The organism is Rubellimicrobium arenae (genome assembly GCF_017916275.1).
GTDB classification, from domain to species: Bacteria; Pseudomonadota; Alphaproteobacteria; order Rhodobacterales; family Rhodobacteraceae; genus Rubellimicrobium; species Rubellimicrobium arenae.
Window position 1 is genome coordinate 73,277 of the sequence record NZ_JAFMST010000012.1, and the last position, 23,968, is coordinate 97,244.

Annotated in this window: 22 protein-coding genes; 12 read left to right on the plus strand and 10 right to left on the minus strand. The window is 68.5% G+C overall.

Annotation, left to right across the window (positions count from 1 at the left end):
* The first annotated feature begins 4 nt into the window (after positions 1 to 4).
* The 4 genes from J3P31_RS17695 to hflX all read left to right on the plus strand — a co-directional run bounded on the left by J3P31_RS17695 (position 5) and on the right by hflX (position 5,396).
* Positions 5 to 2,281 (plus strand): sensor histidine kinase NtrY-like, encoded by a 2,277-nt coding sequence (locus J3P31_RS17695; RefSeq protein WP_210529837.1) that lies wholly within the window; start codon positions 5 to 7, stop codon positions 2,279 to 2,281.
* Between the two features lie 5 nt (positions 2,282 to 2,286).
* Positions 2,287 to 3,684: a nitrogen assimilation response regulator NtrX gene (gene ntrX / locus J3P31_RS17700; protein WP_210529838.1), complete on the plus strand. Its 1,398-nt coding sequence runs from the start codon at positions 2,287 to 2,289 to the stop codon at positions 3,682 to 3,684.
* A gap of 200 nt (positions 3,685 to 3,884) precedes the next feature.
* Positions 3,885 to 4,118 (plus strand): RNA chaperone Hfq, encoded by a 234-nt coding sequence (gene hfq, locus J3P31_RS17705; RefSeq protein WP_139075918.1) that lies wholly within the window; start codon positions 3,885 to 3,887, stop codon positions 4,116 to 4,118.
* A 6-nt stretch (positions 4,119 to 4,124) separates the two neighbouring features.
* Entirely contained in the window at positions 4,125 to 5,396 is a 1,272-nt protein-coding gene (gene hflX / locus J3P31_RS17710) for a GTPase HflX (RefSeq protein ID WP_497006763.1), read from the plus strand.
* Between the two features lie 34 nt (positions 5,397 to 5,430).
* Here the strand turns inward: hflX and J3P31_RS17715 are convergent, their stop codons facing one another.
* Entirely contained in the window at positions 5,431 to 7,902 is a 2,472-nt protein-coding gene (locus J3P31_RS17715) for a penicillin acylase family protein (RefSeq protein WP_210529840.1), read from the minus strand.
* 82 nt (positions 7,903 to 7,984) lie between these two features.
* Between J3P31_RS17715 and J3P31_RS17720 the strand changes: the two genes are divergently transcribed.
* The gene (locus tag J3P31_RS17720) at positions 7,985 to 8,875 is read left to right on the plus strand and encodes an NAD(P)-dependent oxidoreductase (protein WP_210529841.1); all 891 of its coding nucleotides are present in this window, start codon (positions 7,985 to 7,987) and stop codon (positions 8,873 to 8,875) included.
* 45 nt (positions 8,876 to 8,920) lie between these two features.
* On the opposite strand, the gene J3P31_RS17725 is transcribed toward J3P31_RS17720, so the two are convergent.
* From J3P31_RS17725 to J3P31_RS17755, 7 genes are all read right to left on the minus strand, one after another.
* The gene (locus J3P31_RS17725) at positions 8,921 to 10,186 is read right to left on the minus strand and encodes a branched-chain amino acid ABC transporter permease (protein WP_246849629.1); all 1,266 of its coding nucleotides are present in this window, start codon (positions 10,184 to 10,186) and stop codon (positions 8,921 to 8,923) included.
* Between the two features lie 77 nt (positions 10,187 to 10,263).
* Positions 10,264 to 11,274 (minus strand): branched-chain amino acid ABC transporter permease, encoded by a 1,011-nt coding sequence (locus J3P31_RS17730; RefSeq protein WP_210529843.1) that lies wholly within the window; start codon positions 11,272 to 11,274, stop codon positions 10,264 to 10,266.
* Between the two features lie 142 nt (positions 11,275 to 11,416).
* The gene (locus tag J3P31_RS17735) at positions 11,417 to 12,247 is read right to left on the minus strand and encodes an ABC transporter ATP-binding protein (RefSeq protein WP_210529844.1); all 831 of its coding nucleotides are present in this window, start codon (positions 12,245 to 12,247) and stop codon (positions 11,417 to 11,419) included.
* A complete protein-coding gene (locus tag J3P31_RS17740; RefSeq protein WP_210529845.1) occupies positions 12,244 to 13,020 on the minus strand; it encodes an ABC transporter ATP-binding protein in 777 nt (258 codons plus the stop codon). Before J3P31_RS17740 ends, J3P31_RS17735 begins: the two co-directional genes overlap by 4 nt.
* 105 nt (positions 13,021 to 13,125) lie before the next feature.
* Complete coding sequence (locus J3P31_RS17745) at positions 13,126 to 14,322, minus strand: ABC transporter substrate-binding protein (protein WP_210529846.1); 1,197 nt, start codon at positions 14,320 to 14,322, stop codon at positions 13,126 to 13,128.
* Positions 14,323 to 14,503: 181 nt separating this feature from the next.
* Positions 14,504 to 15,703, minus strand: coding sequence for an ABC transporter substrate-binding protein (locus tag J3P31_RS17750; RefSeq protein WP_210529847.1), 1,200 nt, complete (start codon positions 15,701 to 15,703; stop codon positions 14,504 to 14,506).
* A 95-nt stretch (positions 15,704 to 15,798) separates the two neighbouring features.
* Positions 15,799 to 16,806: a GlxA family transcriptional regulator gene (locus tag J3P31_RS17755; protein WP_210529848.1), complete on the minus strand. Its 1,008-nt coding sequence runs from the start codon at positions 16,804 to 16,806 to the stop codon at positions 15,799 to 15,801.
* A 262-nt stretch (positions 16,807 to 17,068) separates the two neighbouring features.
* On the opposite strand from J3P31_RS17755, the gene J3P31_RS17760 reads away from it, so the two are divergent.
* A complete protein-coding gene (locus tag J3P31_RS17760; RefSeq protein ID WP_210529849.1) occupies positions 17,069 to 18,439 on the plus strand; it encodes a class II 3-deoxy-7-phosphoheptulonate synthase in 1,371 nt (456 codons plus the stop codon).
* A 42-nt stretch (positions 18,440 to 18,481) separates the two neighbouring features.
* Here the strand turns inward: J3P31_RS17760 and J3P31_RS17765 are convergent, their stop codons facing one another.
* Positions 18,482 to 19,150: a PAS domain-containing protein gene (locus J3P31_RS17765; RefSeq protein ID WP_210529850.1), complete on the minus strand. Its 669-nt coding sequence runs from the start codon at positions 19,148 to 19,150 to the stop codon at positions 18,482 to 18,484.
* Between the two features lie 159 nt (positions 19,151 to 19,309).
* On the opposite strand from J3P31_RS17765, the gene J3P31_RS17770 reads away from it, so the two are divergent.
* Genes J3P31_RS17770 through J3P31_RS17780 form a run of 3 tightly spaced genes read left to right on the plus strand, consistent with a single transcriptional unit; the run spans position 19,310 to position 21,390 of the window.
* Positions 19,310 to 20,200 carry a YicC/YloC family endoribonuclease gene (locus tag J3P31_RS17770; protein WP_210529851.1) on the plus strand — a complete coding sequence of 297 codons (891 nt, stop codon included), beginning with the start codon at positions 19,310 to 19,312 and terminating at the stop codon, positions 20,198 to 20,200.
* Between the two features lie 3 nt (positions 20,201 to 20,203).
* Complete coding sequence (gmk, locus tag J3P31_RS17775) at positions 20,204 to 20,860, plus strand: guanylate kinase (RefSeq protein ID WP_210529852.1); 657 nt, start codon at positions 20,204 to 20,206, stop codon at positions 20,858 to 20,860.
* Positions 20,857 to 21,390, plus strand: coding sequence for a gamma carbonic anhydrase family protein (locus J3P31_RS17780; protein ID WP_210529853.1), 534 nt, complete (start codon positions 20,857 to 20,859; stop codon positions 21,388 to 21,390). The genes gmk and J3P31_RS17780 overlap by 4 nt, the downstream gene beginning before the upstream one ends.
* On the opposite strand, the gene J3P31_RS17785 is transcribed toward J3P31_RS17780, so the two are convergent.
* Positions 21,362 to 21,694 carry a hypothetical protein gene (locus tag J3P31_RS17785; protein WP_210529854.1) on the minus strand — a complete coding sequence of 111 codons (333 nt, stop codon included), beginning with the start codon at positions 21,692 to 21,694 and terminating at the stop codon, positions 21,362 to 21,364. The genes J3P31_RS17780 and J3P31_RS17785 overlap by 29 nt on opposite strands.
* A gap of 191 nt (positions 21,695 to 21,885) precedes the next feature.
* On the opposite strand from J3P31_RS17785, the gene J3P31_RS17790 reads away from it, so the two are divergent.
* The 3 genes from J3P31_RS17790 to J3P31_RS17800 all read left to right on the plus strand — a co-directional run bounded on the left by J3P31_RS17790 (position 21,886) and on the right by J3P31_RS17800 (position 23,908).
* A complete protein-coding gene (locus J3P31_RS17790; RefSeq protein ID WP_210529855.1) occupies positions 21,886 to 22,923 on the plus strand; it encodes a sensor histidine kinase in 1,038 nt (345 codons plus the stop codon).
* A 75-nt stretch (positions 22,924 to 22,998) separates the two neighbouring features.
* Positions 22,999 to 23,238: a hypothetical protein gene (locus J3P31_RS17795; RefSeq protein ID WP_210529856.1), complete on the plus strand. Its 240-nt coding sequence runs from the start codon at positions 22,999 to 23,001 to the stop codon at positions 23,236 to 23,238.
* A 283-nt stretch (positions 23,239 to 23,521) separates the two neighbouring features.
* Entirely contained in the window at positions 23,522 to 23,908 is a 387-nt protein-coding gene (locus J3P31_RS17800) for a hypothetical protein (RefSeq protein ID WP_210529857.1), read from the plus strand.
* The last annotated feature ends 60 nt before the right edge of the window (positions 23,909 to 23,968 follow it).

The window sequence follows — 23,968 nt, forward strand, 5'->3', positions numbered from 1 at the left end:
CATCATGAGGCGAGCAAGCGTGCGGCGAGGGCTGGCAGGCAAGGAACTCACGCGATTCAGCCGTTGGGTGCGCCAGCGTCGCGTGCGCAACGCGGGTACGCTGGGCCTCGTGGTGCTGGGACCTGTCCTGACCGGGCTGACCTATGTCGTTCTCGGCCCGCTGGACCAGGGCGCCTCGTCGCCGACGCTGCGGCTCGTGCTGCTGGCGGACCTCGTCTATGTGCTCGCGGTCGCGACCCTGGTCTTCCGCGAGGTCGGCCGCATGGTCGCCGCGCGCCGCGCCCGGTCGGCGGGCAGCCGGCTCCATCTCCGGCTGGTGGGTGTCTTCGGGCTGCTGGCGCTGATCCCGACCGTTCTGGTCGCGGTCTTCTCGGTGCTGACCATCAATGTCGGGCTGGAAGGCTGGTTCTCGAACCGCGTCCGCGAGGTGGTGTCCTCGTCGCTCGAGGCGGCGCTGGCCTACAAGGACGAGCATCGGCAGGAGCTGGAGCGGGACGGGCGCAGCCTTGCCGACTACCTGGAAGCGCAGAAGCGGGGCAATGTCGCGCTGTCGGACGGGGACCTCCGCCAGGCCCTGGGCCGGATGCAGGCGCAGATCGAGCTCGGGCTGACCGAGGCCTTCGTCATCGACGGCGGGGGGAAGATCCGCGCCCGGGGGGCGCGCAGCTACGAGTTCGACTACGAGCAACCCACGGCCGACGACTTCCGGGAGGCCGGGGCGCAGGGCATCCGGATCATCGAGGACTGGAACAACGACGAGTTCCGCGCCCTGATCCCGATGCCGCAGTTCCTCGACCGCTATCTTTACGTGACCCGGCACGTCGACGGCGAGATCCTGTCCCTGCTGGACGAGACGCAGGAAACGGTGGACCTTTACCGCCAGCTGGACGCGGACAAGGGTCGGCTGCTGTTCGAGTTCGGCCTCCTTTACCTGGGCTTTGCGCTGATCCTGATCCTGGCCGCCGTGTGGCTGGGGCTCTGGTTCGCCGAAGGGCTGTCCAAGCCCATCGGCCGGCTCCTGGGCGCGTCCGAGCGGGTGGGGGCCGGTGACCTCGACGTGCGCGTCATCGAGGAGGACGGCGACGACGAGATCGCCGCGCTCGGCCGCCATTTCAACCAGATGACCAGCCGCCTGAAGGCGCAGCGCGAACGGCTCCTCTACACGACCGAGCAGATCGAGCGGCGGCGGCGGCTCTTTGATTCGGTGCTGTCCTCGGTGACCTCGGGAGTCGTGGGGCTCGATCCGGCGGGGCGGGTGGCCTTCGCCAACCGGTCGGCGCTGCGGCTGCTCGATGTGGCGGGCGTCGAGGCGGAGACCGTGCTGGGCGTCGCCGTGCCGGAATTCGCGCCGCTGTTCGAGACCCTTTCCGTCGAAGGGCGCGAGATGGTGCAGGAGCAGGTCGCGCTCGTGCGCGGGGGCAAGCAGGAGATGCTGCTGGTGCGGATGAGTCCGCGCCGCGCCGACGATGGCGCGCTCGAGGGCTATGTGGTGGCCTTCGACGACGTGACCGACCTCGTCTCCGCGCAGCGCATGGCGGCCTGGGGCGACGTCGCCCGGCGGATCGCGCACGAGATCAAGAACCCGCTGACGCCGATCCGGCTGTCGGCCGAGCGGATCAAGCGCAAGTTCCGGCGGCACCTGGAGGACGACGCGGCGGCGGATCTCGACCAGATGACGGACGTGATCGTGCGCCAGACCGAGGACCTGCGGCGGATCGTGGACGAGTTCTCCAAGTTCGCCCGGATGCCCGAGCCCGACCGGCGCGATTCGGACCTCACGGCGCTGGTGCGCGACGCCGTCACGCTCCAGGAGGCGGGGCAGCCCGGCGTTCGCTTCGAGACGGTCCTGCCCGCCGCGCAGGTGCCCGCGGAGGTCGATCCGACCATGATCTCGCAGGCGCTGACGAACCTGATCAAGAATGCGGGCGAAGCGATCGAATCCTACCAGGAGCAGGGCGCCGAGGAGGGGTTCGTCCCGACCATCCGCGTCCTGCTGGCCGCCGAGGGGCGCGAGGCCCGGATCGTCATCGAGGACAACGGGATCGGGCTGCCGCAGGACCGCGCCCGGCTCTTCGAGCCTTACGTCACGACCCGGGAGAAGGGCACCGGCCTGGGCCTTCCCATCGTCAAGAAGATCATCGAGGAGCATGGCGGAACGCTGGCGCTCGAGGATGCAGAAGGCCGGGGGGCTCGCGCCGTCCTCCGTCTGCCGATCAAGGCGCGAACACGAACCGAAGCAGAGCAGCAACCACAAGCATCGCAGGCAAGAAGGGCGGTATAAAAGAGATGGGCGACATCCTGATCACCGACGACGAGCGCGACATCCGAGAATTGATCTCGGACATCCTGAAGGACGAGGGTTACTCCACCCGGCTTGCCGGGACCTCGGACCAGTGCATGGCCGAGATCGCCAAGGACGTCCCGTCCCTGATGATCCTGGACATCTGGCTCAAGGACAGCCGGATGGACGGAATCGACATCCTCAAGGCCGTGAAGCGCGAACATCCCGAGATCCCGATCATCATCATCTCGGGCCACGGCAACATCGAGATCGCCGTCGCCGCCATCAAGCAGGGCGCCTACGACTTCATCGAGAAGCCCTTCAACATCGAGCAGCTCCTCGTGGTGGTCCGTCGCGCCATGGAAACGTCGAGGCTTCGGCGGGAGAACATCGCGCTGAAGCGCGGCGATTCCCAGAAGGCCGAGATGCTGGGCGACTCCGCCTCGTTCCGGCAGCTCCGGTCGCAGCTCGACAAGGTGACCAAGTCGAACGGACGCGTGATGCTGACGGGCGAGCCGGGCGCCGGCAAGGAGTCGGCCGCGCGCTACATCCATGCCAACTCGAACCGCGCGAACGGCCCCTTCGTGGTCGTGTCCTCGGCCTCGATCGCGCCGGAGCGGTTCGAGGAGGTCCTGTTCGGCCGGGAGACCGCCGGAAAAGGCGTCGAGAAGGGCCTGATGGAGCAGGCGCATGGCGGGATCATCTACTTCGACGAGGTGGCGGACATGCCCCTCGGAACGCAGTCCAAGATCCTGCGGGTGCTGGTGGACCAGCAGTTCGCCCGGGTGGGCGGCACCGACAAGGTGCAGGTGGACCTCCGCGTCATCTCCTCGACGAACCGCGACCTGATGGCCGCGATCGCGGCGGGCACCTTCCGGCAGGAGCTCTTCCACCGCCTCAACGTGGTGCCGATCCACGTGCCCTCGCTCGAGGAGCGGCGCGAGGACATCCCGCTCCTGGCGGAGCATTTCATCCAGGTGCTGAACCGGACCCAGGGCCTGCCCCAGCGCAAGCTGGGCGAGGATGCGCGGGCGCTTCTCCAGACCATGCTGTGGCCGGGCAACGTGCGGCAGCTTCGCAACGTGATCGAGCGGGTCCTTATCCTGGGCGACGCGACCGGCGACATCAGCGCCAAGGAGCTGCCCTCGGCCGACGAGGGCGGCTCGGACGAAAGCCGGGTCGTCCTGTCGGGCGGCTTGGCCACGCTGCCTCTCCGCGAAGCCCGCGAACTCTTCGAAAAAGAGTACCTGCTGACGCAAATCAACCGCTTCGGCGGGAACATTTCGCGCACTGCGGCCTTCGTGGGGATGGAACGTTCCGCGCTACACCGTAAGCTGAAGTCGCTCGGCGTCGTGACCGGGCTCAAGACGACGCCGCGGCTCGTCTATGCGGAGGAAGGATGATGTCGAGCGACGAGAGTCAAAGCCCTGCGCCCCGGCGCGTGCTGGGACTTGCGCCGAGGCCGGCCGCCCCCCAGGGCAAACCGGCAACAGTTGTGGCCCAGCTACATCCGGCGGGGATGGAATCCCCCGCTCCCGCACGACATAGTGATCCTGAGGGGGACGGCCCCCCTATGCAGGGCCGCAAGAAGACGGGAGCCGGAATGGCCGACAGCAAACAGAACCTTCAGGACGCTTTTCTCAACCACGTCCGAAAGACAAAGGTCCCCGTCACCATCTTTCTGATCAATGGCGTCAAGCTGCAGGGTGTGATCACCTGGTTCGATTCCTTCTGCGTGCTCCTGCGCAGGGACGGCCAGTCGCAACTCGTCTACAAGAGCGCGATCTCCACCATCATGCCGGCCCAGCCGATCAACCTCTACGACGGGGACGAGTAGGCCTTGCTGGAGCGGGGCGAGAGGGAGACCCGGGCCTGGGTTCTCCACCCCGACATCAAGGGGGATCGCGACGCTCGGCCAGCCGAACCCGCCCTGGGCGAAGCGGTGGCTCTGGCCGCCGCCTTGCCCGGGCTCGACGTCGTCGGGTCCGAGATCGTGCGCCTTGGCCGCGTGCATCCCGGCATGCTGTTCGGGTCCGGCAAGATCGAGGAACTGGGTGCCCGCTTCAAGGAGCATGAGGTCGAGCTGGTCCTGGTGGACGGGCCGGTGTCGCCGGTTCAGCAGCGCAACCTCGAGAAGGAATGGGGCGTCAAGCTCCTCGACCGCACGGGCCTGATCCTCGAGATCTTCTCGGACCGCGCCCGGACCCGGGAAGGGGTCCTTCAAGTCGAGATGGCCGCCCTGAGCTACCAGCGCACCCGCCTCGTGCGGGCCTGGACCCACCTCGAACGGCAGCGCGGCGGCTTCGGCTTTGTCGGCGGGCCCGGGGAAACCCAGATCGAGGCCGACCGGCGCGCCATCGACGACCAGCTCATCAAGCTGCGGCGGCAGCTCGACCGCGTGGGACGGACCCGCAGCCTCCATCGCGCGGCGCGGGCCAAGGTGCCGTTCCCGGTCGTGGCCCTGGTCGGCTACACCAACGCCGGGAAAAGCACGATCTTCAACCGCCTCACCGGGGCGGAGGTCCTGGCGAAGGACATGCTCTTTGCCACGCTGGACCCGACGATGCGGCGGATCCGGCTTCCGGCCGGGCTGGATGTCATCCTGTCGGATACGGTGGGATTCATCAGCGACCTGCCGACCGAGCTGGTGGCCGCGTTCCGCGCCACCCTCGAGGAGGTGCTGGACGCGGACCTGATCCTCCATGTCCGCGACATCAGCCATCCCCAGACCCATGCCCAGGCCCGTGACGTCGAAGCCATTCTTCAGAGCCTCGGCGTCACCGAAGCGACACCGCTGATCGAGGTCTGGAACAAGACCGACCTCCTGACGCCCGAATCGCGGTCCTCGATCGAGGCGCAGGCCGGACGGGAGCCCGCGGTGTTCCCCGTCTCGGCCATCACCGGGGAGGGGCTCGACGCGCTGCTCGCCGAGGTCGCGCGCCAGCTTGACGAGCCGCGCACGGAAGAAGAGATCGTGGTGCCCTTCGCGGCCGGCCGCCAACGCGCCTGGCTGCACGAGAACCGGCTGGTCCTTGAGGAACGTGACGAGGAGCGCGGGACCTGGATGCGGGTCAGCTGGACCGCGCGGCAGCGGGACCGGTTCCAGACCCTCTGATCCTCCGCTATCCGGCCGGTGGTGGACGCCCCGATCAGGGCGCGGCCACCGGCGCGGGCACCAGATGCGTGACGGCGACGGCGGCGGCGCGCGCCAGCGCGGGGTCGAGCGACATGGGAATGTACTCCCCCCGGCGCCACAACTCTCCGAGGTCGTCGTAGTGATGCGACAACGGATGGCCCGACTGCCCGGTCGAGATGATGAACACTGACGAATCCGGGTCCGCGAAATCGTAGACTCCGCGATAGGCGGCGGCGTGGACATTGAGGAACGGGTTCGGCCCCGTTCCCGAGGTCAGGCCCCGCATGAGGGTCTGGTCATCGCCGCTGGTCGACTGGCGGATGTTCACGAACCACGACAGCAGCGGCGTCGATCCGAGCACCGGATGATCCTGCGCGGCCTCGTGCGCATCGCCCCAGCGCAGCGACTCCAGCGCGGTCCCGTAGTGCTCCGCGATCCAGACCAGCGCGTCGTCGAGCGATTCCCGGGCCATGTCGTCACAGGTTTCCACCGGTTCGGACTGCTTGACGTCGCACCAGACCGACGCGCCGTCGATGTCCTTGAAGACGCGCTCGATGAAGAGCGGATCGACATGGGTGAACTCGTCGGCCAGAGGACCCAGCTCGTCCCGGATCAGGCGCTCCTGCAGGGCCCGCATCCAGGCCGAGTAGATGAGCGGCTCCGGCAGGTGCTCGTTCATCTCGCCGTTCCATTCGGCGAGGAGCTCGAGCGCGCGCTGGCGCTGGCGCTCGGGCGTCCCGGACGCGGCGGCCTCTCCGGTGAACCAGAGATCACGCCCGACCAGCGGGAGGAGCGTCCGCGCCGCCGGCGAGACCGTGTCGAGCTGCGCCTCGATGAAGCTGTCACGGGTGTGGATCTCGCGCGATTGCATCAGGAACTGCCAGCGCTGCACCCGCTGGCTGTCGCCCCAGACAAAGGACAGGTTGTCCGGGAAGGGGGCGTCGAGGATCTTGTTGTTCGTGTTCCCGACCACCCCTCCGGGCGGGTCGAGGAAGACCGGGTTGGCCGATGAGGGCTTGAGCCCTTTCCAGCGGTTCTGGGGAACGTAGCCGAGGGTCGGCATCCGGCCCTGGCTCTGATGCGCGGGATCGCGGTCGGGGATCGCGCCGAGCGTGGTCATCGCGATCCGGTTGCGGTCGGCCAGGACGAGGTTCTGCGACGGCGCGACGAAGAGCCTGCCAGCCTCAAGCCCTTCCTCCACATTGTGCGCGCGCATGAGGTGCATGGCCGCGCTCATGGTGGTGTCATGGTCGGACAGGGCCGTCCAGGCGATCGACATGACATGGCCCGGTGGCCGCACGAGCCCCAGGTCGAAGTCCTCGGGCCCCAGGACGGGACCGTTGTCCGTCCATTGGAGATGGACCGTGACGGCGGGGGCGTCCTTGACCTCGATGATGCTGTCGCGCGTGAGGAAGGGCGCCCAGCCATCGGGCGTGCGGTACTCCTGGGCGTTCTGGGGGTTCACCTCCTCGGCGTAGACGTCGAGGTCGTCGAGGTAGCTGGAGGTGATGCCCCAGCCCAGGTCGGCGCTCCGCCCGGTCAGCACGAGCGGGAGGCCCGGGATGGTGCCGCCGATGACGCCCCCGGTCCGAAGCTCGAGCCGCGCGAGGTAGAACATGGAGGGGGCCGTCAGGCCCAGATGCGGATCGTTGGCCAGGAGCGTCGAACGGGAGGTGGACCGGGACACCCCGGCGGCCCAGGCGTTCGAGGCCCCGGCGAAGGGCAGCCCGCGATTCGGGAACAGGGGATCGCGCGGCGTGGCCTCGGCGTAGCTGGGCTGCACGCCCGGCACGAGGGCGGCGTATTCGGGAAGCGCGGCGACGCCGCTACCAGGCACGTCGGGCAGGATGTCGGCCAGCCGCTCGGGCGAGAGCACGAGCGAGACGCGGGCGCGCAGGACCTCGGCCTCGAGATGGCCGTTCAGCTCCAGCGCCATCAGCTTGAGAATCGCGACGGAGTCGGCCGGCTGCCACGGCGCGATCGCCTGGGGAAAGATCCACATCTCGGGCGCGCCGCGGCCCAGCGCGCCTTCGTTGATCTGGCCGAGCCAGGCGTTCACGCCGGCGCTGTAGGCCTCCAGCGCTTGCCGCGTCGGCTCGTCCTGGGCCTCCACGGAGGTTCGCGCCAGGGCATACAGGTCCAGACGCCGCATGAGCCGGTCGATGCCCAGCGTCCGCTCGCCGAACATCTCGGACAGGCGCCCCTGCACGGTCCGGCGCAGCAGCGTCATCTGCCAGAGCCGATCCTGGGCGTGGGCGTAACCCAGGGCGAAGAAGACGTCGGCGTCCGTTTCGCCGAAGATATGCGGCACGTCGGAATGGTCGCGCACGATCTCGACCGGCGAGGACAGGCCCGCCACCTCGTAGGTGCCGTCGTAGTCCGGGAGCGAGCGCGCCGCGAACCAGTAGATCAGGAGGAAGGCGGCAACGCCCAGGGCGAGGAGTGCGACCGTCACCCGAAGGAGCCAACGGAAAAGGGTGACCAACGACAGGCTCCGGGGGACTTGGTTGACGCGGGCGGAGGGTGCGGCCAATCGTTTGGCAGGCTTTCAGAGGCGGGGCAAGCACATGGCGGACACGAGCAGGGGATCGGGCGAGGGTCGGCTGGCCTTCCTGGGCCTGGGGGTCATGGGGGGTCCGATGGCCGGGCATCTGGCCGGCCGCGAGGCGGTGACCGTCTACAACCGCACGCCATCCCGGGCCGAGGCCTGGGTCGCGAAGCATGGCCACCAGAGCGCATCAACGCCGCGCGAGGCCGCCCAGGGCGCCCGGGCGGTCCTGGCCTGCGTGGGCAACGACGACGACCTGCGAAGCGTCTGCCTCGGTCCGGACGGCGCCTTTGCCGGGATGTCCGAGGGTACGCTCTTCATCGACCACACCACCGTCAGCGCCCAGGTCACGCGCGAGCTGGCCGCCGCTGCGGCCACGCGGGGCATCGGCTATGTGGACGCCCCGGTCTCGGGCGGGCAGGCCGGAGCCGAGAAGGGGCAGCTGTCGATCATGTGCGGCGGCTCGGAGGCCGACTACGCCCGGGCCGAGCCCATCGTGGCCGCCTACGCCCGCGTGTGCCGCCGTCTGGGCGAGGTGGGCTCGGGCCAGATGGCCAAGATGGCCAACCAGATCGCCATCGCGGGTTTGGTGCAGGGTCTGTCGGAGGCGCTGGCCTTTGCGGAGAAGGCGGGGCTCGACGGCCACGCCCTCGTCGAGGTCATCTCGCAGGGGGCGGCGGGCAGCTGGCAGATGGTGAACCGCCACCAGACCATGCTGGACGACCACTTCGACCACGGTTTCGCGGTGGACTGGATGCGCAAGGATCTGGGGATCTGCCTCGACACCGCCCGCGCGATCGGGGCGTCGCTGCCGGTCACCGCGCTCGTGGACCAGTTCTATGGCGACGTGCAGGCCATGGGCGGCGGGCGCTGGGACACGTCCAGCCTCATCAAGCGGCTCCGGCGTTAGCCGGGCGGGGGGGACAGGGCTGGAACCCCGTCCCCCAAGCCGCATTCATTTCTCGGGGATGAGGCCCCGGGGCGAGAAGCGCAGCACCAGGAGCAGGATCACGCCCATTGTCAGCAGGCGCATATGCGCGCTGGCGTCCTGAAGATGCGACGCAATGAGCGAGTCCGGCGGCAGGACCGAGTTCAGCGCCCCGAAGAGCGCGTTGCCCACCGGTTCGACGATGACCCAAAGCCACCAGATCAGGAACCCGCCCAGGACGGCGCCCCAGTTGTTGCCCGACCCGCCGACGATCACCATCACCCAGATCAGGAAGGTGTAGCGGAGCGGCTGGTAGGACCCCGGCGTCAGCTGGCTGTCGAGCGTCACCATCATCGCCCCGGCGATCCCGCAGATCGCCGACCCCAGGATGAAGATCTGGAGGTGGCGCGCGGTGACGTTCTTGCCCATCGCCTCGGCGGCGACCTCGTTGTCGCGGATCGCGCGCATCATGCGGCCCCAGGGGCTCCGCAGGGCCATCTGCGCCAGCCAGAGCAGCGCCAGCAGCACCACGGCGAACAGCGCCATGTAGAGGATCTTGACCCAGAGCGTGGAGGCGTCGACGGGCGACAGGCCCAGGTCCGCCGCGCGCGCGACGAAGGACGGGTCGTTCTGGAGGTCGATCGCGCGGGGAACGGGCGAGGGGATGCCGACCACGTTCTTGACCCCGCGGGCGAGCCAGTCCTCGTTCTTGAGGATCGCCAGGATGATCTCGGCGATGCCGAGGGTCGCGATGGCAAGGTAATCGGACCGGAGGCCCAGGGCGGTCTTGCCGATGATCCAGGCGGCACCTGCGGCGAGGAGGCCGCCTGCGGGCCAGGCCAGCAGGATCGGCAGGCCAAGGCCGCCAAGGTAGCCGGTCGAGGACGGCGAGATCGCCTCGACGGCGGTGGTGCCGGGATCCATGACCATCCGGGTCACGATGAAGCCCACCACGCCCACGGCGATCATGGCGATGACCTTGCCGCGCCCCGTGCCAAGCCGCCGTCGCACGACCACGAGCGCCACGACCGTCAGCACGCCCAGCACGAGCCCGGCCAGCGTCCGCGCCCCGCCGGCGGCCCAGGCCTCGCCCACCGGGGGCATGGAGACGAGCACGGCCGCGAGGCCGCCCAGCGCCACGAATCCCATGATCCCGACGTTGAACAGGCCGGCGAAGCCCCACTGGAGATTCACCCCGAGCGCCATGATCGCCGAGATCAGGCCCATGTTCATGACAGTCAGCGCGTAGTTCCACCCCATCACGAAGCCGGTGCCCACCATGAGCGCCGCCATGGCGAGGTACAGGAGGAACGGCCTGAGGTTCGGCGCGGCCCGTCGGGGCGCGGCCAGGGTCGTGTTGGGAAGAGTGGTCATACCGATTGACCCTTGAAGAGCCCGGTGGGCTTGAACAACAGCACGATGATGAGGATCGCGAAGGAGACCGCGAACTTGTATTCGGTGGACATAAGCTGCAGCAGCCCATCCGGCGCCCAGGCGCCGAAGCTCGCGTAGGCGACGACCTGCTTCCAGGCGTAGGTCACCATGACCTCGGAGAAGGCGATGACGAAGCCGCCCGCGATCGCGCCCAGCGGATTCCCAAGGCCCCCCACGACTGCCGACGCGAAGATCGGCAGGAGAAGCTGGAAGTAGGTGAAGGCCTTGAAGCTCTTGTCCAGCCCGTAGAGCACGCCCGCCGTGGTCGCCAGCGCCGCGACGAGGATCCAGGTCACGGCGACGACCCGGTCGGGGTTGATGCCGGACAGGAGCGCCAGATCCTCGTTGTCCGAGAAGGCGCGCATGGACTTGCCGGTGCGGGTCCGGTTCAGGAACCAGAACAGGAGCGCCACCGCCACGGCGGCCACGACCACGGTGATCACCTGGGTCGTGCGGATGGCGAGCCCTTCTTCGAGACCGGTCCACGTCTTGAAGTCGCGGGCGCTGACCAGCATCCGCTCACCATCGGCGAACTGGATGTCCTCCACGCCCACGAGGAAGCGGACGATGGCGCTCATGATGAACATGACGCCCATGGACACGATGACGAGGATCACCGGAGCGGCCTTGCGATCGCGGTAGAAGCGGTAGACCGCCCGGTCGGTGCCCAGCACGAGCAGGATCGTCGCCCCGATGCCGATGGGAAGGGCGATCAGCGCCGTCGGCAGCGGTCCGGCCGTGACCCCGGCGGCCTGGAGCCCCCAGGTCGCCATGATCGTGATTGCCGTCCCGAAGGACATCGTCTCGCCATGGGCAAAGTTCGAGAAGCGCAGGATCCCGTAGATCAGCGTGACCCCGAGAGCCCCGAGCGCGAGCTGCGAGCCATAGGCCACCGCCGGGACAAAGACGAAGTTCGCGAAGGTGACGAGCGCGTTGAGGAGGTCCATCACAGGGTCGCCTCGCTGGACAGAAGGAAATCGGGGGAACGCGGGCGCAGGGTTCGGGGGCGGGCGCGACGGAACGGGAGTCCCTGGCCGGGCGACAAGTCTCCGGCAACCGCGCGGGAAGCGAGTGGTCTGGCCCGCATCCTCATCCCCCCAGGAAACTCTTGCGGACCTGCGGATCCGCCAGCAGCTCCTTGCCCGTCCCGGTGAAGGCGTTCGCCCCCTGGACGAGGACGTAGCCCCGGTCCGCGATCTCGAGCGCCTGGCGGGCGTTCTGCTCGACCATGAGGATGGTGATGCCCTGGCGGGCGATCTCGATGATGCGGTCGAAGAGCTCGTCCATCACGATCGGGCTGACGCCGGCGGTCGGCTCATCGAGCATCAGGACCGATGGCCTGGTCATCAGGGCGCGGCCCACGGCGACCTGTTGGCGCTGGCCCCCGGACAGTTCGCCCGCAGGCTGCCGGCGCTTCGTCTTCAGGATCGGGAACAGCGTGTAGATCTGCTCGATCGTGGAGGAAATGTCGTCCCGGCGCAGGAACGCCCCCATCTCGAGGTTTTCCTCCACGGACATGGAGGGGAAGATGTTGCGGACCTGGGGGACGAAGGCCATCCCCTTGGCCACGCGGGCCTGGGGCGTAAGCCGGGTGATGTCCTCGCCATTGAGGCGGATGGAGCCCTGGCGGAGGTCGAGCATCCCGAAGATCGCCTTCATGGCGGTCGACTTGCCTGCGCCGTTCGGCCCGACGATGACGGCGATCTGGCCCTTCTCGGCGGCGATGGTGCAGCCGTTCAGGATGTTGGCGCCCTTGCCGTAGCCGCCGGCCATGCCCTCGCCCACGAGGAAGGCCTGCGCCACGCCCGCGGACGGGACCGTGCCCCGGTTGTCCGCGACGTGGAGGCCGGTCCCGCCGGGGCGCGCCACGGTGACGTCGTTGTTGCCCCGGTCGTCCTGGAGCGGATCGCGGAAGGTCATGCGGCCCCCTTGTTCTTGAGGCCGGTGCCCAGATAGGCCTCGATCACGGCCTCGTTCTGCATGATCTCCTGGGCCGATCCCTCGGCCAGGACCTTGCCCTGGGCCATCACGATGACCGGGTCGCAAAGGCGGCCGATGAAGTCCATGTCATGCTCGATGACGCAGAAGGTGTAGCCCCGCTCCTTGTTGAGGCGCACGATCGCGTCGGCGATGGTGTTGAGCAGGGTGCGGTTCACGCCGGCCCCGACCTCGTCCAGGAACACGATCTTGGCGTCCACCATCATGGTGCGGCCCAGCTCGAGCAGCTTCTTCTGCCCGCCCGAAAGGTTTCCGGCCTTCTCGTCGGCGACATGCGTGATGGTCAGGAAATCCAGGACCTCGTCGGCCTTGCGGGCGAGGGCGGCTTCCTCCTCGCGGATGCGGCCGCGCCGGAACCAGGCGTTCCACAGGCTTTCGCCCGACTGGCTGGCGGGGACCATCATCAGGTTCTCGCGCACCGTCATGGACGAGAACTCGTGCGCGATCTGGAAGGTCCGCAGCAGGCCCTTGTGGAAGAGCTCGTGCGGGGGCAGGCCGGTGATGTCCTCGCCGCCCATCGTGACGCGGCCCGAGGTGGGCGGCAGCCGTCCGGCGATCACGTTGAACAGGGTCGTCTTGCCAGCACCGTTCGGCCCGATCAGGCCCGTGATGGAGCCCTTGCAGATCCGGAGGCTTGCGCCGTCCACGGCGTGGAATCCGCCGAAATGTTTGTGGAGGTCGTGGACCTCGATCATGCGGGGAAGTCCCTTCTGGGCAGTGGACCCGATGCGGGCCCCTCGATGCGCGACGGCCCGGGGCCATAGCCCGGGCCGTGCGATCACGTCAATTCAAACTTGACGTCAACGGAAGCGGATCGTCTCGATCTGGCCGTCCTTGAACTCGAGCTCGCGGAAGTTGCCCGCGGATTCGCCGGATCCGATCAGTTCGACGGCGGTCGCGCCGACGTAATCGATGTCCTGGCCCTGCGCGAGGAGGTCGAGCGCCTTGTCCAGCTGGCCGGGGAGGATCTGCTCGCCCGGGGCGTTGGCGATGTCCATGACCTTGGCGGTCCAGTCGGCGCCGTTCGTCGAGTTCGCGGCCTGCATCGCCAGCAGGATCAGCGCGGCGGCGTCGTAGGATTCGGGCGCGTAGACCGAGGCGCCGTCGAGGTTCTGCGCCGCGGCCAGGTCGCGGAAGGCGGCCGCGCCCGGGCTGTCGGTGCCCGGCATGGTGCCGAACGAGGAGGACAGGCCGTCGCCGAGGTTGTCGACGATGTCCTGGCCGATCATGCCGTCGGGCAGCACGAAGGTCTCAAAGGCGCCGGTGTCGAGCGCGTTCTGGATGATGCCCCGGCCGCCCTGGTCGGTGTAGCCCGCCACCAGGAGGACGTCCGACCCGGAGGCCGCAAGCGAGGCCACCTCGGCCGAGTAGTCGGCCTTGCCGTCCTCGTGCGGGACGGTGATGGACACGGTGCCGCCCGCCGCCGTGAACGCCTGGGTGAACGAATCCGACAGGCCCTTGCCGTAGTCGTTGTTCGTGTAGGTCACGGCGACGTCGGTCACGCCACGGTCCTTGAGGACGTTGGCGAGGATCTCACCCTGGCGGGCGTCGGAGGGCGCGGTGCGGAAGAACAGGCCGTTGTCCTCGGCGGTGGACAGGCCGGGCGAGGTGGCGGAGGGCGAGATTATCCCGATCCCGTTCGGGACGGCCACGTTGGTCAGGACGGCGCCGGTCACGCCCGAGCAGTCCGCGCCCATGATCGCGTTGACGCCGCCCGAGACGAGACCCTCGGCGGCGGCGGTCGCGGCCGCGGCGTCGGTGCAGGTCGAGTCCGCCCGCTCCGTGGTGACCTGCTGGCCGCCCAGGATGCCGCCGGCGGCGTTGACTTCGGAGATGGCCAGTTCGGCCCCGGCCGCCATGTTGGGGGTGATCGACTCCAGCGGGCCGGTGAAGCCCAGGATGATCCCGATCTTGGGCGCGGCGCCGGTGGCCTCCTGCGCGGCGGCGGCGCCAGCCAGGAGCGCCATGGCCGAGGCGGCCAGGAGCAGTTTCTTCATTATTCGTCTCCCTGACAGAATCTTCAGTGCTGCCGGGCACGCTAGACGGGCGGTCATCGAAAGAAAAGAAGCCAAGAGCAGCGACATCCGGGAAGGACGGATCGTCCCGGCAACGGACCGTTGCGCAATCTTGCCCGGGGTGGCCGCAGAGCCGGAGCCCGGCCCTGCGGCACGCACGGGGTCAGCGGAAGGCGATCGTGACGATCTGGCCGTCCTTGAACTCGACCTCCCGGTAATTGCCGGCGGACTCTCCGGCTCCGATCAGCTCCACCGCCGTCGCGCCGACATAGTCGATGTCCTGGCCCTGCCGGATCAGGTCCAGGGCCTTGGATAGCTCGCCGGGCAGGATCTGCTCGCCGGGGGCGTTGGCCAGCTCCTCGACCTTCTTGCTCCAGTCGGCGGAGTCCGCGGACCCGGCGGCCTCCATGGCCAGCATGATCAGGGCGGCGGCGTCGTAGGATTCGGGCGCGAAGGCCGAGGTCCCGTCGAAGCTTTCCCCCGTGGCGATCTCCTGGAACCGGGCGGCGCCGGGGCTGTCGGTGCCCGGATACTGGCCGAAGGAGGTCGAAAGCCCATCCCCCAGCACATCCACGATGTCCTGGCCGATCATGCCGTCGGGCAGCACGAAGGTCTCGAACGCGCCGGTGTCCAGCGCGTTCTGGATGATGCCCCGGCCGCCCTGGTCGGTGTAGCCGGCGACGACGAGGATATCGGCACCCGACGCGGCAAGCGAGGCCACCTCGGCCGAGTAGTCGGCTTTGCCGTCCTCGTGGGCGGCGGTGATGGCGATCCTGCCGCCGCTGGACGTGTAGGCCTGCGTGAAGGAATCCGCGAGGCCCTTGCCATAGTCGTTGTTCGTGTAGGTGAGCGCGACCTCCTTGACCCCGCGGTCGTTCAGGATGTCCGTCATGACCTGCCCCTGGCGGGCGTCGGAGGGCGCGGTGCGGAAGAACAGGCCGTTGTCCTCGGCGGTGGACAGGCCGGGCGAGGTGGCGGAGGGCGAGATCATCCCGATCCCGTTCGGCACGGCGACGTTGGTCAGGACGGCGCTTGTCACGCCGGAACAGTCGGCCCCCATGAAGGCATCCACGCCCGCGTTGACGAGGCCTTCGGCGGCGGCGGTCGCGGCGGCGGCATCGATGCAGGTCGAATCCGCCCGTTCGGACGTGACCTGCTGGCCATCCAGGATGCCGCCGGCGGCGTTCACCTCGGCAATCGCGACCTCGGCGGCCTGGGCCATGAAGGGCGTGATCGACTCCAGCGGGCCGGTGAAGCCCAGGATGATCCCGATCTTCGGCCCGTCGCCGGGGCTTGTGTCCTGCGCAAAGGCGGCAGGCGTCATCAGCACCATGGCCGAGCCGGCCAGGAGCAATTTCTTCATTATTCTTCTCCCTGTAGGACCGTTGATCCTACCGGCAGGCTAGGCGGGCCGTTGGGGAAAAGAAAGCGCCGATCCTGGGAGGGGACGACAGGCGGTCAGATCGAAAGGCGCGCGGTGCCCTGGGTGCCTCGTTCCCGGTACGGGGTGGTGCCGTAATGGGCACGGTAGCATTTCGAGAAATGCGACGGCGAGGCGAAGCCGCAGGCCAGGGCGACGTTGATCACGCTCATGTCCGTCTGCATGAGCAGGTTGCGGGCCTTCTGGAGGCGAAGCTCCATGTAGTAACGCTTGGGGCTCCGGTCGAGGTAGCGGCGGAACAGCCGTTCGAGCTGACGCGTGCTGAGGCCGACATCCTTTGCCAGGGTGGCGGGCGAGATCGGCTCCTCGATGGCCTGCTCCATGATCTGGATCACGCGGCTCAGCTTGGGGTGGCGCACGCCGATCCGGGTCGGGATCGAAAGGCGCTGCGTGTCCTGGTCCGTGCGGATAGAGGAATAGATGAGCTGGTCGGCCACGGCGTTGCCGAGTTCCTCGCCGTGGTCGTCCGCGATGATCTTGAGCATCAGGTCGATGGAGGCGGTGCCGCCTGCCGTGGTGATCCGGTTGCCGTCGATGACGAACACGGACTTGGTCAGGGTCACGTCCTCGAACTCCTCGGCGAAGGAGTCCTGGTTTTCCCAGTGGATGGTGGCCTTCTTGCCGTCCAGGAGGCCGGCCTTGGCCAGCGTGTGCGCCGCCGTGCAGAGCCCGCCGATCACGACCCCGCGCCGGGCCTCGCGCCGGAGCCAGTTGACCATGGTCCGGGTCGTCGCCGCCTGGACGTCGATGCCCCCGCAGACCATGACCGTGTCGTCGCGGGACAGTTCGGACAGGTCGGTGTCCAGCTTGAACACCGTCCCGTTGGAGCAGGCCGCGCTGTCGCCGCCTTCCCCCGCCAGGATCCAGGTGTAAAGCTCCCGCCCGGCCATGCGGTTCGCGATCCGGAGCGACTCGACCGCGCAGGCGAAGCAGAGCATGGTGAAGTCCTGGAGCAGGACGAAAACGAAGCGCCGAGTGCGCGGGCTGACGCTCTCGAGCTCGACGATCTGGGGCTGGATGTTCATCGAAGGCACCTGGGGACGGCAAGCAACCGTCAAGCCACGATAATCTCAGGTTCCCCGCCCAGCCACAAGGGTTTGTCGGAAGCGACACGCAAATGTCGTTCGCATCTGGGCGACGGAACGCCGTCCGCCCGCGACACGGCCCTGTCCCGGCACGCTGGCGGCCTTGAATCGGGGAGTTTTGGAATGGACTTGCGCCCCCCGAGCGGCTAATCGCGGCCCATTCCGGGGGCAGCGCCTCCGACCCGACCGAGGAGAGGGACCGATGGGGGATTGGCAGAAGACCGACTGGCGCAAGTTGCCGCGCGTGCAGATGCCCGACTATCCCGACCAGGACGGCCTGCGGGCGGTCGAAGCCCGGCTCGCCTCCTATCCGCCGCTGGTCTTCGCGGGCGAGGCGCGCCGGCTCAAGTCGCTGCTGTCCAAGGTGTCCCGCGGCGAGGCCTTCCTGCTGCAGGGCGGCGACTGCGCCGAAAGCTTTGCCGAGTTCTCGGCCGACAACATCCGCGACACCTTCAAGGTGATCCTCCAGATGGCCATGGTCCTGACTTACGGGGCCAAGGTGCCGGTCGTGAAGGTCGGTCGCGTCGCAGGCCAGTTCGCCAAACCGCGCTCGGCCGCGATGGAAACCGTGAACGGCGTCGAGCTGCCCTCCTACAAGGGGGACATCATCAACGGCTTCGACTTCACGTCGGAGGCGCGGCTGCCCGCCCCGGACCGGATGCTCCAGGCCTACCTCCAGTCGGCGGCCTCGCTGAACCTGCTGCGCGCCTTCTCGACCGGCGGCTATGCGGACGTCCACAAGGTCCACGCCTGGACCCTTGGCTTCACCGCCAGCCCCGAGGCCGAGAAGTATCGCGAGATGGCCAACCGCATCTCGGACACGCTCGATTTCATGCAGGCCATCGGCATCAACGACGAAGCCGCCCATGCGCTCGAGACGGTGGAGTTCTTCACCTCCCACGAGGCGCTGCTGCTCGAATACGAGGAGGCGCTGACGCGCGTCGATTCGACCACCGGGCAATGGCTTGCGGGGTCGGGACACATGATCTGGATCGGCGACCGCACCCGGCAGCCGGACGGCGCGCATGTGGAGTACTGCCGCGGCGTGCAGAACCCGATCGGGCTCAAGTGCGGGCCCTCCACGACCGCGTCGGACCTCAAGGTGCTGATGTCGAGGCTGAACCCCCGCAACGAGGCCGGGCGGCTCACGCTCATCGCGCGCTTCGGAGCGGGGAACGTGACCGAGCATCTGCCGCGCCTGGTCCGGGCGGTGCAGGAGGAGGGCGCCAACGTCGTCTGGTCCTGCGATCCGATGCACGGCAACACGATCAAGTCGTCGTCCGGCTACAAGACGCGGCCGTTCGAATCCGTCCTGCGCGAGGTGCGCGAGTTCTTCGCCATCCACAACGCGGAAGGCACGATCCCGGGCGGCGTCCACTTCGAGATGACCGGCAAGGACGTGACCGAATGCACGGGCGGCGTGCGGGCCGTCACGGACGAGGACCTGTCCGACCGTTATCACACGGCCTGTGATCCCCGCCTGAATGCGAGCCAGGCGCTGGAGCTGGCCTTCCTCGTCGCCGAGGAGCTGTCGGCCCGTCGCGCCGGTCTGGCACGGGCCGAAGCGGTCTGAGGGTGCGGCCGGACGGCGGAGCGTTCCGCCGTCCCCGTGCCGTCACGGGTTCGAGACGACCAGCCGCAGATACGGCTTCTGCGCCTCGGCCAGGCCCTTGGGACGGCGATCGCCGGCGACGGCATAGACCGGACCGGTGGCGGGCCTCAGGATCTCGCACCGCAGGGGGGCGTCGTCGGGCAGGTCGAACCTGACCTTGCCCAACTGGGCCGAGTGGTCGAGGAACAAGCCGCCGACGGCACGTGTGACGTGGCCTTGCTGGTCGCGCAGAGGAAGGAGCAGGAATCGACCCGATGCCGCAGACCGGAAGCCGAAGCGACGCGTCGCCACCGGCAGATCCACCAGCGCCGGGCCGTCGAAGCAGCGGTCCAGCCAAGTGTGGAACGTCTTGCGACCTTCGGCCGAGAAGAGGAGCGAGACCGGCATGCCCTTCAAATCGAAGCCAAGATGGCTCTGAATGAGCTGCCCCCCGGTTCGGAACCGCGCGATTCCCGCAGCAACCCGTTCGAGGACGAAGGCGTGGGGCAGGGCGGGTTCGATGCGGGTGGCGTCGAGGTCGCGGCGGTATGGCACCCCGTCGGGGCCGGCCAGGCCGCGCCAATACGCTTCGAGCTGCGCCATGGCCTGCCGTCCTGCCGGAACATGGGACAGCGTGCCGGCTGCGGTGCCATCGAAGCCCTCGTCCAAGTCATGGATGTCGTCGTCGGCCATGATGCGCTCCGAGGATCTGAACCACTGGTTACGTGATTCTTAATCTACACGACTTGTCGGTAGAGTTTGTTACCAAAGCGTTAACTGGTTAATTCCGCCCGCGTTTCTGCCAGCCCGCGTTGCCGAACATGGCCGCGGGCCCAATTCCAGGAGATCCCGATGATCCGTTCGATGACTGCCTTTGCCAGCCGCCGTGGAGGCGCCAGCGGCGTCGAATGGGAATGGGATCTGAGAAGCGTGAACGGCAGGGGGCTCGACCTGCGCTTGCGCCTTCCCGAAGGGATCGAGGGGCTCGAGCCTGCGGTCAGGGCGGCGCTCACGGCCCGGCTCTCGAGGGGGAGCGTCTCGCTGAACCTGCGCGTGTCGCGGGCCGCGGGCGAGGGTGGCTTCGCCTTCGACGAGCCGCAGCTCGATAGGGTGCTATCCGCCCTCGAGCATGTCCAGCAGCGGGCCTTTGCGCTGGGCGTCACGCTGGCGCAGCCGACGGCCGCCGACGTCCTGGCCCAGAAGGGCGTCGTTGTGGCGGCGCCCATGGCGACGGGCGAAGAGGGGCTCCTTCCGGCGCTGCTCGAGGATCTCGATGGACTGCTGGCCGATTTCGTCCTGGCGCGGGAGGGCGAGGGCGCGGCCCTCGACTCCATCCTGCGGGAGCAGCTGGCCGGCATCGCCGCGCTGGTGGACGACGCCGCGTCGGCCGCCGAGGCGCGTCGGGGCGACGCCCGGCAGGCCCTGACGGCGGCGCTGCGCCGGGTGGTCGAGGACGTGCCCGAGGTCGACCAGGGCCGGCTGGCGCAGGAACTGGCGCTGATCGCCGTGCGGTCGGACGTGACGGAGGAGATCGACCGGCTTCGCGCCCATGTCGCCGCGGCGGGCGAGCTTCTGGACGACTCCAAGCCGTCCGGGCGCCGGCTCGACTTCCTGGCGCAGGAGTTCAACCGCGAGGCCAATACCCTGCTGTCCAAGGCGTCGTCATCCGGGCTGTCCCGCATCGGCCTTGACCTCAAGGCCGCCATCGACCAGATGCGCGAGCAGGTTCAGAACGTGGAGTAAGGGATGGCGGCCCAGGACGTGCCCAGCCGGCGAGGGTTGCTGATCATCCTGTCCTCGCCCTCCGGCGCCGGCAAGACGACGCTGGCGCGACGCCTTCTGGCCGCCGATCCCTCCATCGGCTTCTCGGTGTCCGCCACCACGCGCCTTCCCCGGCCGGGGGAGGTCGACGGACGGGAGTATCACTTCGTCACGCGGCCCGAGTTCGAGGCCATGGTCGAACGGGGCGAGCTGCTCGAACAGGCCGAGGTGTTCGGAAACCTTTACGGATCCCCCCGCCGGCCCATCGAGGCCGCCATGGAGCAGGGTCGGGACACCATCTTCGACATCGACTGGCAGGGCGGGCAGCAGATCCGCAATTCCCTGCTGGGCCGCGAGGTGGTGTCGATCTTCATCCTTCCCCCCTCCATGGCCGAGCTTGAGCGGCGGTTGCGCGGGCGCGGGCAGGACAGCGCCGAGGTCATCGCCGGGCGGATGGCCCGGTCCATGGCCGAGGTCAGCCACTGGGCCGAGTACGACTACGTTCTCGTCAATCGCGACCTGGACGAGACCGACTCCAAGGTGCGGCACATCGTCGAGGTCGAGCGTCTGCGCCGTGAGCGGCAGCCGTGGCTGAACGGCTTCGTGCGCGATCTGGCCCGTGAGTTCGAGGGCGCGCGGTGATCTGGGCCTTGGACGGGCAGGGCCCGGACATCCATCCAAGCGCCTGGATCGCGCCCGACGCCCAGGTGATCGGGCGGGTGCGGATCGGCCCGCGCGCGTCGGTCTGGTTCGGCGCCGTGCTGCGGGGCGACAACGAATGGATCGAGGTGGGCGAGGGCACGAACATCCAGGAGCTGTCCTGCCTGCACACCGACTGGGGCTACCCGCTGACCATCGGCGCGGGTTGCACGGTCGGCCATCGCGCGATGCTGCACGGCTGCACGATCGCGGAGAACTGCCTGGTCGGAATGTCCGCGACCGTCCTGAACGGCGCCACCATCGACCGGGACTGCCTTCTGGGTGCGGGCGCGCTGGTGACCGAGGGCAAGGCCTTCGGACCGGGCCAGCTGCTCATGGGGGTGCCTGCCAAGGCCGTCCGGCCCCTGGACGACGACGCGGTCGAGCGTCTGCGCCAGTCGGCCCGCAACTACGCCCAGAATGCGGAACGCTTTGCGCGGGGCCTCAGCCCGCTGACGCCGCCCGCCGGATGATGTACAGGTCGAAATCCAGGAAGGGGGCGATCTCGTGCACCTCCTGCCGGATGGCGTCCAGATTGGGGAGCGCGTTCGTCAGGGCCCGGTAGCGCCCGGCAAAGCCGCATCGGTTGAGGACCCGGGCCACGTCCAGGGCATCGAAGCTTTCGCCCATCAGGGCGGAAAGCACGACATCAGGGGCAGGGGACTCGCTCAGGGCAGCTTCAAGCTGGGCAAAGCTGGTGAAACGGAAACCTTCGATTCGAGGGACAGGGCGTCCTTCACGCTCCCAAGTCCTGAGATTTCCGATCACGAGGATCATTGCAGTCTTGAACTCGCATTATCGTGGTTCTTGCCGTCGAACGGACGAGACTGGAACAATTCGTGGTCAAAGAGGCGACTGTGCATCAGATGGCGCCTGTGTGGCGTGATTACGCGATCGTGAGCAGGTCCACAACGTCAGCCGGAATTGTCATTCCACCGTGACGCGAAACGTCCTAACTCGGCCACACCATGACCCCCGACGCCCAGGCCCTGATCACCGCGTTGCCGATCCCGGCGGTCGTCGTCGCCAGTTCCGAACGGATCGTCGCCTCCAACCCGGCCGCCCGGACGCTGTTCGGCCATGACGGGACCGGGCGTCATTACATCACGGTGCTGCGGCAGCCGGCGACGCTGGACATCGTCGAGGCCACGCTTCGCGACGGGCAACCGCGCGAGGGCCGGTTCCTGGGCAGTGACGGCGGACGCGACACCACCTGGCGGGCCAGCGCCCGGCACGTCGTCCTGACCGGCGGCCGCCATGTCCTCGTCACCTTCGAGGACGTGACCGCCGTCGAGGAGGCGGGGCAGATCCGGCGCGATTTCGTCGCCAATGTCAGCCACGAGCTGCGAACTCCTCTGACGGCGCTCATGGGGTTCGTGGACACGCTGCGGGGACCGGCCCGCGACGACGTGGCCGCGCGCGACCGCTTCCTGGGCATCGTTTCGCGCGAAGCCCATCGCATGGCGCGACTGGTCGACGATCTGCTGAGCCTCAGCCGCGTGGAAGCCGAGGAACGGCGGCGCCCGACCGAACGGATCGACCTGCGCGCTCTGGTCGGCTCCGTCGCCGCCGCTCTCGAGCCGCTGGCCACCCAGTCGGGCACCGAGATCCGGCTCGACCTGCCTGCGGGCCCCGTGGTCCTGCCGGGCGACCAGGGGCAGCTGCGGCAGGTTCTGACGAACCTGATCGAGAACGCCATCAAGTATGGCGGCCGCGACGCTCCGGTCGAGGTGACCCTGTCCGAGCTGGGCGACCAGCCCGACCTCCGCCGTCCGGGCGTCCGGCTGCGGGTGATCGACCAGGGGCCAGGCATCCCGTCGCATCATATTCCGCGCCTGACCGAACGCTTCTACCGGGTGGATGCCCACCGGTCCCGCGAAGTCGGGGGCACCGGCCTTGGTCTTGCCATCGTGAAGCACATCGTGAACCGCCACCGCGGTCGCCTTCGGATCGAAAGTGAGATCGGCCAAGGCAGCTGCTTCATCGTCGTGCTGCCGGCCGACTGATCCAAGTGCAGGACGGCGCGATCGACCGGACCTGAGCATCGGGCACCATGCTGCGAGGCGGAGGGTGAGCGGCACGTGAGGCGCGACGTTCGAGCCGAGGTCATCATCGGGGGTGAGGCGCGCCGCTCCAGGACCTTTTCGCGGAAGACCTCGGACGGTGTTCTCCAGCCCAAGCACTTGCGCGGCATGGCGTTCAGGCGTTCGCAGATCGTCTTCAGCTGGGGGCCGGAGATCGATGTCGGGTCGATGTCGCGGGGCCGCCAGCGCCGCATGGAGCGGTTGGTGGTCTCGACCGCGCCCTTCTGGCCCCGGTAAGCGCGGGTCGCAAGATGAGGCCTGAACGCCGACCTGAGCTGGCCGGTGCGGCCAGTCGATGAACTCCGAGCCTCGGTCAGGGGTGACCGAGCGACGGGCCTTGAAGGGCAGGGAGCCGAGAACCGCCACCAGCTTGGCCATGATCGGCCTGGTCCGGCGGTCGGCATGGGGCAGCAGGACCGTGAAGTGGCGGATGCGCTCGACCAGCGAGGTCAGGTTGTAGGGGCCGAACCGTCGGCCGGAACAGGACCAGATCCGCGCACCCGTGGCCGACCTGGCGCCGATGCGCGACGTCGTCCGGGCGGAACAGGATGCTGTGTTCGGGTCGGAACTTTGGGGCTTGGCGCTTGCGGGTGCGACGCGGGCGGCGCGTGCGGCGAGGCTCGGGCAGCTACCACCAGAGATCGTGCTCCATGCCTTCCTTCGAGGTGATGAAGCGGGTGATCGTCTCCTGGCACACACGCGGCTTCGCGCCTTCGAGGCGCATGCGCCCGGCGATCTGCTCGGGCGTCCAACCGGCCTGGATCCGGTCGATGACCCGACCCTGAAGTTAGGCGTGGCGGATCAGCTTGCGCTCCTTGCCGTGCCGGATCGCCGCCGTCCTCATGGCCGCCCTCCAGAAGGTGCCCATGACCTCCGGCTCGCATCAATGCCGGTCAAGAACTCATGATTGACGCACGCCCAATCTCTCCTCGAGTGGCTTGGGCCGGTGATGAATGAGCATCGAGCC